14 protein-coding genes are annotated in these 16902 nt (G+C 52.5%); 7 read left to right on the top strand and 7 right to left on the bottom strand.

Annotation, left to right across the window (positions count from 1 at the left end; all coding sequences use genetic code 11):
• Positions 1–34: 34 nt before the first annotated feature.
• From DB847_RS17440 to DB847_RS17450, 3 genes are read left to right on the top strand one after another with little or no spacing between them, the layout of a single operon-like run.
• Positions 35–1189 carry an ABC transporter substrate-binding protein gene (locus tag DB847_RS17440; protein WP_108651854.1) on the top strand — a complete coding sequence of 385 codons (1155 nt, stop codon included), beginning with the start codon at positions 35–37 and terminating at the stop codon, positions 1187–1189.
• Positions 1186–2241 (top strand): FecCD family ABC transporter permease, encoded by a 1056-nt coding sequence (locus tag DB847_RS17445; RefSeq protein WP_108651855.1) that lies wholly within the window; start codon positions 1186–1188, stop codon positions 2239–2241. The genes DB847_RS17440 and DB847_RS17445 overlap by 4 nt, the downstream gene beginning before the upstream one ends.
• A complete protein-coding gene (locus DB847_RS17450; RefSeq protein WP_108651856.1) occupies positions 2231–2977 on the top strand; it encodes an ABC transporter ATP-binding protein in 747 nt (248 codons plus the stop codon). The genes DB847_RS17445 and DB847_RS17450 overlap by 11 nt, the downstream gene beginning before the upstream one ends.
• A 34-nt stretch (positions 2978–3011) precedes the next feature.
• Here the strand turns inward: DB847_RS17450 and DB847_RS17455 are convergent, their stop codons facing one another.
• A complete protein-coding gene (locus DB847_RS17455; protein ID WP_108651857.1) occupies positions 3012–3944 on the bottom strand; it encodes an AraC family transcriptional regulator in 933 nt (310 codons plus the stop codon).
• Between the two features lie 195 nt (positions 3945–4139).
• Between DB847_RS17455 and DB847_RS17460 the strand changes: the two genes are divergently transcribed.
• Both DB847_RS17460 and DB847_RS17465 read left to right on the top strand, forming a co-directional pair.
• Entirely contained in the window at positions 4140–5288 is a 1149-nt protein-coding gene (locus tag DB847_RS17460) for an iron-containing alcohol dehydrogenase (protein WP_108651858.1), read from the top strand.
• 115 nt (positions 5289–5403) lie between these two features.
• The gene (locus DB847_RS17465; RefSeq protein ID WP_159084713.1) at positions 5404–6630 is read left to right on the top strand and encodes a multidrug effflux MFS transporter; all 1227 of its coding nucleotides are present in this window, start codon (positions 5404–5406) and stop codon (positions 6628–6630) included.
• Between the two features lie 1286 nt (positions 6631–7916).
• On the opposite strand, the gene DB847_RS17470 is transcribed toward DB847_RS17465, so the two are convergent.
• From DB847_RS17470 to DB847_RS17495, 6 genes are all read right to left on the bottom strand, one after another.
• A complete protein-coding gene (locus DB847_RS17470) occupies positions 7917–9053 on the bottom strand; it encodes an ABC transporter permease (protein ID WP_108651860.1) in 1137 nt (378 codons plus the stop codon).
• A complete protein-coding gene (locus DB847_RS17475) occupies positions 9050–9973 on the bottom strand; it encodes an ABC transporter ATP-binding protein (protein ID WP_108651861.1) in 924 nt (307 codons plus the stop codon). The genes DB847_RS17470 and DB847_RS17475 overlap by 4 nt, the downstream gene beginning before the upstream one ends.
• Positions 9954–10922: an HlyD family secretion protein gene (locus tag DB847_RS17480; protein WP_108651862.1), complete on the bottom strand. Its 969-nt coding sequence runs from the start codon at positions 10920–10922 to the stop codon at positions 9954–9956. Before DB847_RS17480 ends, DB847_RS17475 begins: the two co-directional genes overlap by 20 nt.
• A 227-nt stretch (positions 10923–11149) precedes the next feature.
• Positions 11150–11800 (bottom strand): cytochrome b/b6 domain-containing protein, encoded by a 651-nt coding sequence (locus DB847_RS17485; protein WP_108651863.1) that lies wholly within the window; start codon positions 11798–11800, stop codon positions 11150–11152.
• A gap of 76 nt (positions 11801–11876) precedes the next feature.
• Positions 11877–12143 (bottom strand): hypothetical protein, encoded by a 267-nt coding sequence (locus tag DB847_RS17490; protein ID WP_108651864.1) that lies wholly within the window; start codon positions 12141–12143, stop codon positions 11877–11879.
• Between the two features lie 125 nt (positions 12144–12268).
• The gene (locus tag DB847_RS17495; RefSeq protein WP_108651865.1) at positions 12269–12850 is read right to left on the bottom strand and encodes a sugar O-acetyltransferase; all 582 of its coding nucleotides are present in this window, start codon (positions 12848–12850) and stop codon (positions 12269–12271) included.
• A gap of 100 nt (positions 12851–12950) precedes the next feature.
• Between DB847_RS17495 and recN the strand changes: the two genes are divergently transcribed.
• Both recN and DB847_RS17505 read left to right on the top strand, forming a co-directional pair.
• A complete protein-coding gene (recN, locus tag DB847_RS17500; protein ID WP_108651866.1) occupies positions 12951–14624 on the top strand; it encodes a DNA repair protein RecN in 1674 nt (557 codons plus the stop codon).
• 165 nt (positions 14625–14789) lie between these two features.
• On the top strand, positions 14790–16868 hold the full coding sequence (locus DB847_RS17505; RefSeq protein WP_199911880.1) for a S9 family peptidase: 2079 nt from the start codon (positions 14790–14792) through the stop codon (positions 16866–16868).
• The last annotated feature ends 34 nt before the right edge of the window (positions 16869–16902 follow it).

Here is a 16902-nt window from a genome sequence, read left to right on the forward strand (position 1 = left end):
GGTCTAACCCTGATCGAATGGAATAAAAGACTCAATGAAGCCCTTAGTAAAAATCCTGATCCTGTTAAGTGTTCTGGTTTCCCTGCCCTCCTTTGCCGGGTATTACCCGATTACAGTCACAGATGTGGCAGGCCGTAAGGTCACCATTGAGCATCAGCCCCAGCACATAGCGCTATCGACGGGCAGGGTCTTTCCACTGCTGGAGATGATCTATCAGCAAGATGCCGCCAAGCACCTGGCGGCATGGCGCGATGATATGCGGATCTCTGCACCCAGCATGTATGCCTACTATGTGAAAAAGTATCCCGAGCTGAAAAAGATCCCGCAAATTGGCCTCATCAAGTCCGGTGAGTTTGATGCCGAGCGCTTTATCAACCTGAAGCCAAGGCCGGATCTCTTTATCGTGGATCTCTCCAATATCAAGCTTGCCCGTGATCAGGGGCTGCTGAAGACTCTGGATAAAGCCGGAGTTAAGGTGATTGCGATCGATTTTCGCGAGCAACCGGTCAAAAATACCCTGGACTCAGTGATGACAATTGCCAAGGCGGTCAATCGGGTTAAGCAAGGTCAGGCATTTGCCAGCTATTACCAATCCCACCTCGATGCACTGCTGACAACCATTAACAAGCTTCCGGACTCTCAAAAGCACCAGAAAGTATTTATTGAGCGTGCCGCTGGCTACACCGAGTCCTGCTGCAACACCTTTGGCAACAGCAACATGGGAGGCTATATCCCCCTGCTGAGTGCAACCAATGTGGCCGATCAATATCTTGGGAAAGCCCAGGGCGGTCAGCTCTCTCCCGAGACAGTGATCACCAGCCAACCGGATCTCTACATCATGCAAACCACGGGGTGGATCGATGAAAAGGGCCGAGCCAGTAACGGTATTCCCCTGGGGTATGCGCCCACCCATCCTGCCATGATCCGCCAGGCGACCGAGAAGCTGATGGACCGTCCATGGCTCAAGGTTGGCAAAGACTATTCGGATAAGCGCATCTACTCCATCTACATGCCCTTTTACAACTCCCCCTATAACCTGGTCGCCATTGAGTTCTTTGCCAAGTGGATCTATCCCCAGGCATTCAAAAACTTAGATCCAGACCAAACCTTCTCTGAGATGAACAGGCTGCTGGCGGGCACGGATGTCTCGGGCACCTTTGGCATCAATAACTTCAAGGCTGTTCAATGAGTAGCATAGATATCGAACTGGCCTGTTACCGGGCCAGAACCATCAACAAGCGCCTGTTACTGCTGGGAATGATCCTCGCCGGAATCGTCTGCCTGATTGCCGACATCCTGATCGGCTCCCAGGGACTCACATTGTCGCAGGTTCTGCTGGCGATATTTGCCCCCGATCAGGCAAGTGAAACCAGCCGGATCATCGTCTGGGATATCCGGATGCCGATGTCACTGATGGCGCCTCTGGTCGGAGGAGCCCTGGCCCTGGCCGGTGCCCAGATGCAGACTACCTTGAATAATCCCCTGGCCGATCCCTACACCTTTGGGGTCTCTGCGGCCGCTGGATTTGGGGCCTCTTTGGTGATTACCAACCTGGTAGCCCTGCCGATTATCCCGGTGGAGTATCAGGTTCCCGTGTTAGCATTTTTAATGTGCCTGCTAACCACCTTTTTTATTGCCAGTGTCTCCTCTCTCAAACGGATCTCCATTGAAGGGGTGATGCTGCTTGGGATCGCTATCATGTTTGCCTATGACAGCCTGCTGATCATGATGCATTACATCGCAAGCGAGACTCAGTTACAGACCCTGGTATTCTGGCAGATGGGTTCGCTCTCGCGGGGAAGCTGGGACAAAATCGCCATTCTGGCCGTCGTACTTCCCATCATTTTCTGCATCATGCTTAAAGATGCCTGGAAGCTGTCGGCCCTGACCATTGGCGATGCACGTGCCGAGTCGATGGGAGTCAATATTCGGCTGCTGCGAAATAAGACCCTGGTACTGGTCTCGATCATCGCCTCTTTGTCTGTTTCTTTCGTCGGAGCGATCGGCTTTGTTGGCCTGGTTGCCCCGCATATTGCCCGGATGATCCTGGGTGAGGATCAGCGCTATTTTCTGCCCGCTTCCTTTTTGATTGGTGCTGTCCTGCTGGAGCTTGCCTCGATCGCCAGTAAATCAATCATGCCGGGTACCATATTGCCTTTGACAGTGATGATGTCGATGGTTGGGATCCCATTTTTCATCTACCTCATCCTGAAAGGAAAGGGGAGCTTCCATGGCGCTTAATATTCAGGATCTCACGGTCCGCTTTGGTCTGAAAAAGGTACTCAATCGTCTGAGCCTGCCACAGATTGAACCCGGTGAGCTGGTCTCTGTGATCGGAAAAAACGGCACCGGAAAATCGACCCTGCTCAAGGAGATCACCAAGCGGGATCGGCGTAAAAACTTTATCATCACCCTCGATGACCAGCCATTAGCACACAGGGATATTGGTTATCTTCCCCAGGATCACCGGATCTTTAGCAGCACAACCGTGGTTGAAATGCTGATCTCAGTGCTCAACATCAATGCGACGACCCTTTTCTCCAAGCCCGAGAGTGCCAACAAGGCACTGCAGCTCCTGTCCGAGATGGGTATTTTGCATCTTGCCAGTAAGAACTGCATGCAGCTTTCAGGAGGTGAAAGCCAGATGGTCGGCCTGGCCGTGGCACTGATCAACAAACCCAGGGTGCTGATCCTGGATGAGCCCACCTCGGCTCTTGATCTCAATAACCAACTCAAACTGCTCGAATATGTCAAACGCTATACCAGGGAGCAGCAGATCTATACCCTGATGGTGATCCATGATCTTAACCTGGCCATCCAGTATTCAGATAAGGTAGCAGCCCTGCACAAGGGTCAGCTCCATGTCTATGGGAAGCCCAAAGAAGTGATTGACCGCCCCATGCTCAAGCGGGTCTTTGAGGTGAACTCCCGGATCATTCAGCTGGAAAACCATCCTCTGGTGGTGGCCCAGGCTTAGATGGGACAGAGGACACTGTTCAGCACAGCTGATATCACCAGTTCGGTGTATGCTCAGCGTCCTTCCCCAAAAAAGTGTCATCGCCTCTTTTTAACTGGCTTGGAGGGATACCAAATAACCCCTTGAAGTCCCGGCTGAATTGGGCCGGGCTCTTATAACCCACCCGTAGCGCAGCCATATTCGCCCGCACCGACTCATACTCAATCATCTCCTTGGCCTTGTTGAGGCGGATCTTTTTGATGTATTGCAGTGGTGATTCAAAGGTGACCTGCTTGAAAGCCCGGTGAAACGATGAGCTACTCATATGCGCCTTAGAAGCCAGCTCATCCACCAGCAGAGGATCCTGGTAGTGGCTATGGATATGGTTGATCACTCCTACCAGTCGCGAATAGGGGCCCTGCTGCTCTGCCAGCGCCGCCAACACAGCTCCTTTCTGACCGGTCGCCACCCGGTAGATCACCTCATCGCGCAGCGATTCTCCCAGGAGCTGGCAATCACGGGAATTTCCAAGGCAATCGAGCAGACGCAGCACCGAGCCCCTAAGTTGCGGGTCCAGTGCCACCGCAGCAACGCCGGGCAACAGAGTCTGATCGAAAAAGGGCATGTCCCCTGCATAATCCTGCAACTGGCGCACTACTCTCTGCACCGAGGCCAATGGAAAGTCGATATAGAGGCCCAGCAGAGGTTCATCTTTCGAGGCATGAGTTTCGCACTCAAAAGGGATCGGCATCCCCAATACCAGATAATGTTCCCTGTCATAGTGAAATACCTGATCGCCCAGATAACCCACCTTATGCCCCTGGGCAATGATCACCAACCCCGACTGGTATACCAGAGGCCTGCGTGGGATCGACTGCTCTAATTTGAGTAAGCGCACCCCGGGTAGCTCGGTCTCAACCTGAGCATTACCGCCCTCACCACTAAGCTTCTCCAGAAGCTGGATTATCTTATTCCTAATCTCACTCATAATCGAACCTTAGTACTTTTAAGCAAGATAATGTCCTAATAAAGTCAAAAAAAAAAGCTATAAAGCAGAAACAGGCAAGCTTTTGCGACTGATGTGTATGGGAAGATAGCGGTGACTTTACTAGTATAGTTAGCGAAATTGGCCGCCGCTGCGATAGCAAGGCGAGACACAAAACATAAAAAGGTGTGAGGTCATATGCAATTCAATTACGTAAACCCAACCCGGATCCTGTTTGGCGAAGGCGAAATTAGTCAACTTGGTAAAGAGCTTCCCCAAGATGCTCGCGTTCTGGTGATCTACGGTGGCGGATCTATCAAGCGTAACGGTGTCTATGAGCAGCTTCAGAGTGCGCTGAGTGAGCACCAGTGGTTTGAGTTCTCCGGTGTCGAGCCCAACCCGACCGTAGAGACCCTGGACAAGGCGGTCGCTAAAGTTCGCGAGCATGAGATTAACTATATTCTGGCGGTAGGCGGAGGTTCCGTTATCGATGGCTCCAAATATGTCGCCGCGGCAGCGCCCTATACCGGCAATGGCTGGGATATTCTTGAAGGAAAACACACGGTCGATCAGGCGGTTCCTCTGGCTGCCGTACTGACTCTGCCAGCAACCGGCTCCGAGTCCAACGCCGGCGCCGTCATCACCCGGGCCAGTACCCATGAAAAGCGAGTGTTTCATACCCCATTAGTTCAGCCTAAATTTGCGGTGCTGGATTCAAGCGTAATGGCCACCCTGCCGGAGCGCCAGCTGATCAACGGCATAGTCGATGCCTTCGTCCATGTCTGTGAGCAGTATATTACCTATCCAACCCAGGCTTGGGTACAGGATGGTTATGCCGAGGCCCTGTTGAAGAACCTGCTGCGCCTGGGTCATGAGTATGATCAACGTGCCACCCGCGAATGGCAGGATAATCTGATGTGGAGTGCCAACCAGGCGCTGAACGGACTGATCGGTGCCGGTGTTCCTCACGACTGGGCAACCCACATGATCGGCCATGAGCTAACCGCCCTGTATGGACTGGATCATGCGCGCACATTGGCAGTCGTTCAACCTGCCCTGCTGCGCCAGATGATCCATGATAAGCGGGAAAAACTCGCCCAGTGTGGCCAGAATGTATTTGGCTTAACGCCAGGTGACGATCTCGCAGAGCGCACCATAGATGCCATCGAGGACTTCTATCACCAACTGGGAGTTGCCACCACCCTTAAAGGCAACGAGATTGAGGATCCAGAGGCAAAGAATAAAATCCTCGCCGCTTTGGAAAAGCATGGCTTAACCGCCCTGGGCGAACGCCAAAAGATCACCCTGGAGCAAAGCGCCTACATTATCGATGGTTTTATAAGCTAATTTCGCATGCTATGCTGCCTCCCTGATGATAGCCGGAGGCAGCCTCTTTCTGCCAGTTCTTCACAGACCACTCCTTGACCGGCATCATATCCATTCTCAGTGTGAAGGAGACGTGATGAGCTCACCTGAATCCTCTGTTAAAAACAGCCCATGGCTGCTATTTATCATTCTGCTGCTAACCCCGATCTCCGGGATAGGGGTAGATATATCGGTTCCCTCTTTACCATTTATTACCCAGCTCTTTGGTAGCACCAATGTCCTGGTTGGGATGTCTGTCTCTGTGTATATTCTGGGGAATGGATTGAGCCAGGTTTTCTATGGGATGCTGTCGGATGTTGTTGGGAGACGTCCGGTTATTTTATGGGCCACCGCAGCTTTTATCCTGGTCACCCTGGCGATCCCGTTAAGTCAGTCGATCGAGATGATGCTGGCACTCAGGTTTATCCAGGGGCTTAGCATAGGTGCCTCAGCCGCTATTTCGAGGGCCATTGTCACCGACAGCTATAGCTTTGAAGGGCGCAAGCGAGTGGCCAATTATCTGACGATCACCTGGGGAATCGGCCCCATAGTGGCGCCTCTCATCGGCGGCTACTTCCAGGAGATGTTTAACTGGAAATACTCATACTACTTCCTGGCGCTCTATGGTCTGCTGTGTGTGCTGGCAGTACTAATCTTGCTCCCCGAAACCAATCGTCACCGTCATAGCAATTTCTCGATCTCCACCCGCAGTGTCTTGCATATTCTGAAGAATCCCGAGTTTACCACCTCGGCTCTACTGGCAGGGCTGTGTATCTCAACCCTGTATATCTTTAATATCTTCAGCTCCTTTATCATCATCGATGATCTCGGCTACTCCCCTATCACCTATGGACGAATTTTGCTGCTGGTTGGTTCGGCCTGGATCATCGGAGGCCTGGCCAACCGGTTATTCCTGCATCGCTTTGACTTTAATCCTGCGGTCAATGGGGCACTCATCGGTGCTTTAGTGGTAAGCCTTGGGACTTTCTTACTACCTGCAGCGATCCTCAACAATATCTATCTCTACTGCGGCGTCTCATTTTTGGTGATCCTGGCATCCAATATCATCTTCACTCGTTGTCTTGGTGTCTGCCTGAGTCTTTTCCCCAAGATGGCCGGTACTGCCGGGGCCCTGACCGGGACCATCTTTATCGTGTTTGGTGCCTTCTGGACCTTCTCCTCCGGGTTTATCGACTTAAGCTCGGTACGCCATATCTTCGAGACCCTGACCGGGATCCTGATCTGCATGTTACTGTTGCGACTGCTGAGCTACCGCACCACCCGTAACGCCAAGGCTGATGATGTGATCCTGGGATCAGAGTAGCTGCATCCACTTTATCCTGCGGGTGGCCTTTTTGCAGCTGCGCTGCATTATTGCCGGGGTGCCGGCAGCACATTACTTTTGTACCGCCAAAAGTAATCAAAAGCTCCCTTCGCGTGATGGGTCCCTCCATCAAGCTCCGGTGCTCGGCATCCTGCCTCGAAAACAAAAATAGCGGGTTTATAGTTCGCCTCGGCACTCGCTCACGGGTACTTAGGGCCCCGTCTATTTGCAGCGAATGGTTCATTGTTGATGAACGTATCAATCATATGGGCGTAATTGCGCAGCAATGAAGCGAGAAGCAGGGATGCTGAACCGGAAAGGGTTATCAGGATGATAACCGCGATTGAAGGATAGCCGGGACATGGATGTTCCGTCTGTCCGTTAGTGAATCTGATGAATCATGAGGATGAAGCAAATTTCGGGGTGTCCTTGGGAGTGAAGAGGGTATTGGACAAGCAATACCCTTTTCCCGCCGCCGCTCGGCAGCTATTACTATCCCTGATGATCGCTGCATTCGTATATCCTATACATCGCAGCGGCAATGTGCCGAAGGCACAAAACTACTGACAGCAAGTCAAATATCACAAGTTAACTTTGTACCAAGAATAACCCCTTTATATATCCTGCGGATGGCTACTTGCCACTGCGTGACAATTGCCGGTCTCGCCCGACTGGCTAGTCACTTTTCTATCAAGAAAAGTAACCAAAAGTTCGCTCCGCGCTGCGAATCCCTCCGCAGAGCTGCGCCCCTCGGCATCCTGCCTCGAAACCAAACAACAACCCTATACCATTCGCCGTATGACTCGCTCATGAGGTTTAATTTCCCCTTTGATTCGGGCTGAAAAATCATAAAGTGATTTGAAGTTGAGCAGCATGGGTGAAGCTTCAATATTTGAAGCGGAACGAGAGGCAGGGATGTCGAACTGGAAAAGTTTATCAAGGATGATAAACGCTGCGAGTGCGCAGCCAGTATAGGGGCATACTGTCTGCGCTGTACTTCAAAGCACTATGATTTGAGGAGAGATGCGAATCGGGAGGTTCCCTCGGGGTTGTTAGGGGACTAGGTGAGCAGTCCCCTTAACCCGCTGTTCGCGGTCGAACACCTGTGCCGAAAGCACAAATTCAGCTGGCTGCAAGCCAAATAACAAAAATATCAGGGTGTCCTTGGGAGTGAAGAGGGTATTGGACAAGCATATCCTGTCATACAGGATGTATTAATGCCGTGGAAGGCAGGACGCCTGAGAACGGCCTCTTCCCGTCACCGCTCGGCAGCGGCAAATGACCAACTAATCGAGGGTCCGCCGATAGCGCAGCAACGCAAAGAACAGGGCCACCAGCATAAACAGCAAAATCGGCCAGATCTCGGGCCACACCAGGGGAAGAGTGTTGCCCTTGAGCATGATCCCTCGGACAATCCGCACGAAGTGGGTCAGAGGCAGAACTTCCCCAAGCATCTGCGCCCATTCGGGCATTCCGCGAAACGGAAACATAAAGCCGGATAACAAGAGTGACGGCAGAAAGAAGAAAAACGCCATCTGCATCGCCTGCAGCTGGTTTCGCGCCACCGAAGAAAACATCATCCCAACCGCCAGGTTGGCAATCACAAAGGGCAGCACACACAGTAGCAGCAAGCCAACGCTGCCCCGCACCGGCACATCAAACAGGAAATAGGCAAACACCAGCACCAACAGGACCTGAGCATAGCCCAGGATCACATAGGGCAGGATCTTACCCAGCATCACCTCAAGCGGGCGGACGGGGGTCACCAGCAAATGCTCCATGGTGCCGCGTTCACGCTCCCGGGTCAGGGCCTGAGAGGTCACAATCACCAGGGTCATGGTCAGGATCACCCCAATCAAGCCCGGCACTATGTTGTATTGGGAGTAAAGCTCAGGATTATATCTGTTATGGATAATCAGCTGAACCGGGTTCTCCCCCGGCTTAAGATAGGAGAGCGATCCTGGAAGATCGTCACTAAACACCTCACTGGCAACCGCATCAAAGGCACTGGAAGCATAACTGACCGCCACCGGATCGGTGGCATCCGTGGTCATCAAAATTTTGGGGCGCTGACCCTTAATAAGCTTTTTAGAAAAGTCTTTTTCAAAGCGGATCACAAACATCACCCGCCCCTCATCCAGCCAGCGCTGCGCCTGCTGAAGACTGTGGGCGGGCTGAGACAACTCAAAGTAGCGACTGGCCTGCAATCTGGCGACAAACTCACTGATAAGAGGCGACTTTTCCTGGATCACCACAGTTGCCGGAAGGTGTTTGGGGTTGGTATTAATGGCATAGCCAAATAGGATCAGTTGCAGAACCGGGATCCCCAGGATGATCGCAAAGGTCATGCGGTCCCGGCGCATCTGGATAAACTCTTTGATCATCATCGCCCACAGCCGGGATATCGAGAAGAATCGGTTCATGAGAAGTTATCCCTGGCCTGGCTCATCAGATAGATAAAGAGATCTTCTGCCGAAGGTGGCAGCTCACTGAGTTTAAACTCCTTGCGATACCCCTTAAGGCTATGCTCAATCACCCCGGCATCGGTGCCGATCACATGGATGGTCTGCCCAAAAGAGACCACCTGCTCAATCCCTGGCAGTAGCCTGAGCTCAGGCGCCAGCCGCTGGACCCGATTTCCGCGGATCTCCCAGCTTCGAAGCCCGGTCTCTTTGCAAATCGACTCCAGGGTACCATCGGCCATGATCCGACCCCAGGCGATAAAAGCCAGTCGCTCACAACGCTCCGCCTCATCCATATAGTGGGTACTGACCAGGGTGGTGACCTTCTCCTCCTCTGACAGACGATGGATCTCATCCCAGAACTCCCTTCTTGCTTTGGGATCGACGCCCGCCGTTGGCTCATCGAGCAGCAATACCCTGGGTTTGTGGATCATAGAGCAGGCCAACGCCAGCCGCTGTTTCCATCCGCCGGAGAGCTGGCCAGCTAACTGATTGGCGCGCTTTCTTGAAAACCCAAGCTGCTCCAAGGTCTGATTTACCCGCTGACGCCGCTGGTCAATCCCATAGATGCGGGCGGTGAAATCAAGATTCTCGCGAATGCTGAGATCTTCATAGAGACTGAATCTCTGGGTCATATAGCCAACCCGCTTCCTGAGCTGCTCTGTCTGGGTGCAAATATCCAATCCCAGACAGTAGCCACTGCCGGCATCCGGGCTTAGCAGGCCACACAGCATCCGCATGGTGGTGGTTTTCCCGCTACCGTTGGGGCCCAGAAAACCATAGATCTGCCCTGTCTCTATCTGCAGATTCAGCCCGCTGACAACCTCCTGGCCATCAAAACGCTTGGTCAGCCCGGTAACATTAATTGCAGGCGCCTGCATCACATAGCTCCACACTCACGGGTTGTCCCAGATTCAGGCCTGATTCTAAAGGTTTATTCGGTGTGACCTCGACTCGATAGACCATCTCCTGCATCCGCTTTTCACTGTAGATAACCGGCGGCGTATACTCTGCCTCGGGCGAGATAAAGCTCACCAGCCCGGTCGTTAGCCGCTTGTGGGTCATGCTGTCACTCAGCAGCACTTTTTGCTCAGGCTTTATCGAAGAAAGCTGTCGGGTGGGAACAAAAAAATCAACTCTCAGTTGGTCCGGATCCAGCAGTGACAACACCGGCTGATTGGCCGGAACCTGTTCCCCGACCCGGTAATAGGTATCAAAGATGCGCCCCTTGGCGGGGGCATGCAGCGTTTTTTGAGCCAAAGCCCAGCGCGCCTTGATCAGGAGTGCCTGCTGAGATTCGAGTTGAGCCCTGGCCGCCTCCACCTGATCCTCACGGGCCGGCAATTCGGCAATCACCAAATTCTGCTGCAGGTTTGCCCGCTGATGGGTAAGCTGCTCAACCTCGGAGCGAGACTCGTCAACCTGCTCCTGCTGGATCAAACCACTCTTGATAAGGGTTTGGTAACGCTTGAAGGTTTTCTGTGCTAACTCCAGTTTGGCATCCAACTCGCGGATCTGCTGCTTGATCCCCTCGATGTAGGGCTCACGCTTTCCCTTCTCCAGATCGTAGAGCTCAAAGCGCAGTTGCTGCATGGTCGCATAAGCTTGCTTGAGCTCGGTTTGCTGTGGATCCTTATCCAGTTCAAACAACAACTCACCCTTGGCGACCGGGGTGCCACGACTCACGGGTAACCGGGTCAACTCCCCACTTTGAGAAGAGCTGATATAGGTTAAATCTGAACTGACATATCCCTGAAATAGGTGATCAGAGCTTTGTGGTTGGCAGGCGCTAAGCAGCACGACCAAAGCACTGAATACAAGCAGTCGCATGGAACGCTCCGAATGTATCCCTGTTATCGATAAGCATAACAAGGAACTTTTAAAATGTAGATGCTTAACTTTGACAAAGCCAACAGGGCGCACAGATAGCTTTTATTTCGCCATTTCAGGCAAGCGGTTCAAACCCAAGATAGAGTGATTTAAAGAAGGGAGAATATTCAGGGGCATAATCACAGCATCTGATAATGCCCCTACTTCAATACAAGATAAACTATAACCTAGCCGTTGGCGTGGGAGTCATCCTCGACCAGAAAATGCACCACCGCAAGACAGACATGGCCAATCACATAGATCCACACGAAGGTTGTCATAAACTCATGACACTCTTTGACAAAGTGAACCAGATCGGGAGCAAACCCCATCTGACGCAGCAGTAACCAACTAGCTCCCGTCAGTGCCGTTCCCACCGCAGCCAAAAAGCCAAGGCCATGAACCAGGCCCGCCAGCCCGCCACAACGATGGGCCGGTTGCATCTTGCGTTGGCAGAAAATCTGCCGCAGATCGGCCATGATATCCGCACGCCCCTGGCGCCCCCATGGATAGAGGTGTGCCCGGGCCGCTTCAGACAGATTCAGCAGAAAATAACACACCAGGACAAACAGGGTCAGGCAGCCGGCTATCAGGTGAAAATAGAAAAAGAAGGCAGAAAAATCACTGACGACACGCCCCGGTTTCCAGGGACTATGCATCAGATCACTGCTCAGAAGCTGCAAGATGATCAGGCTGGCAAAACTGATATGCAGAGTTTTATTCAGAGTGGTCCAGGAATGCACCGGACGAGTCGAGGAGTCATCAATGGTCACCACCCTTCTCAATACTCCCGATATTTTTTGGACCCAGGACCTAGCCTTTAGCTGCGCCAACGCCATATTTACTCTCCTTTAAAAAGCTCAGGCCGAACCTGAGAATGAATCAACCACTCAATAGCACAGGGTTCAGATAGAATTATTCATCCACATAGTGGTAGGGATCCCCCTGTACCGGAATCGCCGAGGCAAATGCCCTTTCATCTTCAAACTCATAGTCAGGCACCTCCCCATCCATTTCATAGACCACATATTGCGCCTCTCGTTCCTTAGGACACAAGACTATTCTTGCCTGCTGTTGGTGGCTGAGTCGCTCCGTGGCATAGATAACTGCAGCATCTTTAGGAGAGTCGGCGGTCACCTCACACTTGAAATAACCTTTGCCGCAAAAAATTGCATATTTCATGGGGCCTCCTTGGCACTGGCATCATTGAGACATCTCCTGTCTCACCCCGAAAATAGTTCTGCTCTGTTTGATTCATCAACTCGATTTAAGAATGAGCCAGGAACTGCCTGTCGGCAACTCCATCATCACAGTGATGCCTGAAGTTCATGCTGATTGAGCTTCCTGATCACCCGGGCAGGATTTCCGGCAACCACGCAGTCATCGGGAACATCCCGGGTCACTACGGCTCCGGCCCCAACCACTGAGCGCTCACCTATGGTAACTCCCGGACAGATCACCGCTCCTCCACCAATCCAGGCGTGCCGTTTTAGAGTGACGGGCTTGGCGATGACTTCCCAGTCCAAGCGCTTACTGTGATCCAGGGAGTGGGTTGCCGTATAAATATGAACATTAGGAGCAATCATCACATGATCCTCAATGCTCACCCTGTGCAGATCCAAAATGGTCACATTAAAATTGATATAGCACTTTTCCCCAATCTCGATGAACTGCCCCAACTCACAGGTAAATGGTGAGCAAACAATGCTCCCTTTGCCAAAATGACCGAAAAGCTGCTCGCACAACTCCCGGCGCTCTGTATCGGCTGTAAACTCACTTTGATTAAATTTTGAGAGCCATCTCTGTCCCCGGATGCGGATCTCATGGATCTCGGGATCCCCTGCCCGGCTGATCTCTCCACTCAACATTTTCTCCAACTCGGTTTTCATCCTGGCTACCTCCTCATGATCTCAATTGATTATTCCACTCACAGATAAGTCAAGCTATACTGTTCACATATACAGTAATGTTGATTTATACAGGTGCTCTATGCTGACCCAGCTCACTATTGCCAACTTTGCGATCGTCAGATACCAGGAATTAGAGTTTCAACCAGGGATGACCTGTATCACGGGTGAGACCGGGGCTGGAAAATCGATCGCCCTTGACGCTCTGAACCTCTGTCTCGGAGGCAGAGCAGAGAGCCGTATCGTTCGTAAGGGTGCTCCTCGCGCCGAGCTGTGTGCCCACTTCGAACTTTCGGAGCACCCTCAGGCTCAACTATGGCTCGAAGAGCAGCAACTTCTCGATGGCAAGGAGTGTATTCTTCGCCGGACCATTACCGCGGAGGGACGCTCCCGGGCCTATATCAATGGCAACATGGTGCCCTTAAGCCAGCTCAAGGCCCTGGGCGATAAATTGATCAATATCCATGGTCAACATGCCCATCACCAGCTGTTACGCAGCGACCAGCAGCGTAACATTATTGATGCCTTTGCAGAGCACCCCACCCTGCTCGAAAAAACCCGCAACTGCGCCATCCAATACCAACAATTGACTCAGCAACTCCAGGAGCTAAAACAGCAACAGGAAAAGCGCCATGCCCGTCAGCAGCTGCTCCAGTACCAAACCGAAGAGCTCAATGAGCTAGCCCTGGCCGAAGGTGAATATCTGGAGCTGGAGCAGCAGCATCAGCAGCTCTCCCACTTTTCTCAGCTCCAGCAAACCAGTTATGAGTGCCTTGAACGCCTCGGGGGAGATACCTCTGAAAATGTCATCAGCCTGCTCCAGGGCATAGTCTCACCGCTGGAGGAGATCAAAGAGCTGGATCAACAGCTGGCCAATCCGCTACAGCTGGTTCAGGAAGCTTTGATCAGTCTTGAGGAGAGCCGGGATGAACTGCAACATTATCAGCAGCATCTGGAGTTTGACCCCGAGCAGTTTGAGCAGATCGAGTACCGAATGACCCGGGTGCTGAACCTGGCGCGCAAACACCAGGTCAGCCCTGAGCAATTGGCAGCACACCACCGGAGCTTGCTCGATGAACTTGAGCAGCTCGAAGGCAACGACCAGCAACAGCTTGAGCTCAAAGAGGAGATCGCCAGCGTTGAGCAATGCTATCTGGAGATCGCCAATAAGCTGAGCGCCAGTCGCAACAAGGCGGCTAAGCGATTGAGCCGCGACATTGAGAAGGGGATCCACGAGCTGAATATGGAAAAGGGTCGCTTCAGCATAGAGATCCAACCCAAGGCTAAGGCTGCGCCCTCCGTCGATGGCATTGATGACGTCGCCTTCCTGGTTTCTCTTAATCCGGGTCAGGATCTCTACCCGCTCTCCCAGGTTGCCTCCGGCGGAGAGCTCTCAAGGATCAGCCTGGTGATCGAAACCATCATTGCCAAAAAGATGGCCACCCCGACCCTTATTTTTGATGAGGTTGATGTCGGGATCAGTGGTCCGACCGCCGCAAGAGTTGGCCAACAGCTACGCCAGCTTGCCTCGGCGACTCAGGTCCTGGTGGTTACCCACCTGCCGCAGGTTGCAGGTCAAGGGCACCAACACCTGTTTGTTTCCAAACAAAATGATGGTGACACCACCGAAAGTACCATGGAGCACCTTGATCCGAACCGGCGTATTGAGGAGCTGGCTCGTTTGCTGGGAGGCGATCAGATTACAGATGCAACCCTGGCTAACGCCAGGCAGCTGCTGTTTGATGAGGCCTGTTAGACTAAGCACCTGTGGCACATGATTGTATGTGACTAAATGCCGCGTGTAGCCCCATGGCTCGGCTCAATTTGGAGGCAATGATCCAAGCCGGCTCCCTACTCCAGCAGCCATCCTCCGGCTTAGCTTCATTGTGAAGCGAAGCCGGGTTGGTTAGTATCAGGAAAAATCACTGACAATTCAGGGCATCCCTTGCACGACACTAAGCTGACTCCACCCATAGCAGCAAAACATCCCTATACCCACGAGAACCATGGCCACCACAGACAGGATGATTACTTCTGGCTGCGAGATGATGAACGCAAAGCCTGCGAGGTGCTGGACTACCTGCACCAGGAAAACAGCTATACCGAACAGGCTCTGAAGCCTCTGGCACCGCTCCAACAGGAGCTCTATCGGGAAATGGTAGCTCGCCAGGAGCCAGAGCTTGAGTCTGTGCCTTACTTCAAAAAAGGCTATTGGTATCAATCCCGATTCACCGAAGGTGAGGATTACCGGGCTTATTATCGCCACAAAGGGGAGCTGGCGGCACCAGAGGAGCTAATCATCGACTGTAATCAGCGAGCCCAGGGCCATGATTACTACCAGCTGGGCGATCTGACCCTGTCTGCCAATTCTCTGATTCTGGCCTACTCGGAGGACACAATCGGCCGCCGCCAGTACAAGCTGCGCTTTAAAAATCTGCAAACCGGCGAAGCGCTGCCTGATGAAATAGAGAATATCTCAGAGTGTGTGTGGGCCAATGACAATCAACATATCTTCTATGTCCGCAAGCACCCGCAAACCCTCTTACCCTACCAGGTCTACCTGCATTGCCTTGGGAGCTGCATTGAGGATGATCTACTGGTCTATGAGGAGCTCAACGATACCTTTTACACCTCTATCTATAAGACTCGTTCGGAGCAATACCTGGTCATCGCGATAGAAAGCACCACCACCTCGGAGGTCAGATTGATCCCATTGGACAGAATAGAGTCTTCCCCAGAGGTGTTCCTGCCGCGCAGCCCCGGGCATGAATACCGCCTGGATCACTTCAGGGGCAAGTTTTATATACTCAGTAACCAACCGGGCAAGAACTTCGCCCTGCTTAACACCACAGGGAACCGTCACCAAGACACCAAAGAGTGGACAACCCTGATCGAGGCTCGCCAGGAGATACTCCTGGAGCATTTTGAGCTGATGCAAGATTGGCTGATTGTAGAGGAGCGCTCTGAGGGATTGCCTCGCATGCGCCAGATCCACCTGACAAGCGGTGAGGAGCGAAACTTTGAGTTTAATGATCCCACTTACAACCTGCTTGCTCATTACAATCCGGTCGCCGATACCAATAAGTTTCGCTACCAGTATGTCAGCATGACGACCCCTTCGAGCATCTACGAGCTGGATCTCGACAGTGGCGAACGCCAGCTGCTTAAGCAAAGCAAGGTGATGGGAAATTTCGACAGCTCAAACTATAAAAGTGAGCGCCTTTGGATCTCCGTCCGGGATAACACCCGGGTACCCGTCTCCCTAGTCTATCACAAGAATAAATTTAACCATCAAAATCCGCTGCTCCTCTATGGCTATGGCGCATACGGCCACAGCCTTGATGCCGATTTCAGTAGTGCCAACCTGAGCCTGCTCGACCGGGGCTTTGTCTATGCCATCGCCCATGTCCGCGGAGGTGAAGAGCTCGGCCGCAACTGGTACGACAAGGGCCGCCTGCTGCATAAGCAAAACAGCTTTAATGACTTTATCGATGTCAGCCGTGGCCTGGTTGACAAAGGCTATGCCGCCGCCAATAAGCTGATGGCCATGGGCGGTAGCGCCGGCGGTCTGCTGATGGGAGCTGTCATCAACCAGGCACCTGAGCTTTATAAGGCGGTGATCGCCGCGGTGCCCTTTGTCGATGTAGTCTCAACCATGCTGGATGAATCAATTCCATTAACCACGGGAGAGTATGATGAGTGGGGTAATCCCAACTATGAGCAGGATTATCACAATATGCTGTCATACAGCCCCTACGACCAGGTGAAGGCTCAGAATTATCCACACCTTTTGGTCTCCACAGGGCTACATGACTCGCAGGTGCAATACTGGGAGCCCGCCAAGTGGGTTGCTAAGCTCCGGGAGCTTAAAACAGATGATAACCAGTTGCTGCTGTATACGGATATGGATGCCGGGCACAGTGGAAAGTCCGGACGCTTCAAGCACTTTGAAGATACGGCGCGGGAGTTTGCATTTTTGCTCCATCACGCGGAGCATTGAAGCAACCCGATCCACATAAAGATGTGAGTCTTAT

Source organism: Dongshaea marina (assembly GCF_003072645.1).
Lineage (GTDB): Bacteria > Pseudomonadota > Gammaproteobacteria > Enterobacterales > Aeromonadaceae > Dongshaea > Dongshaea marina.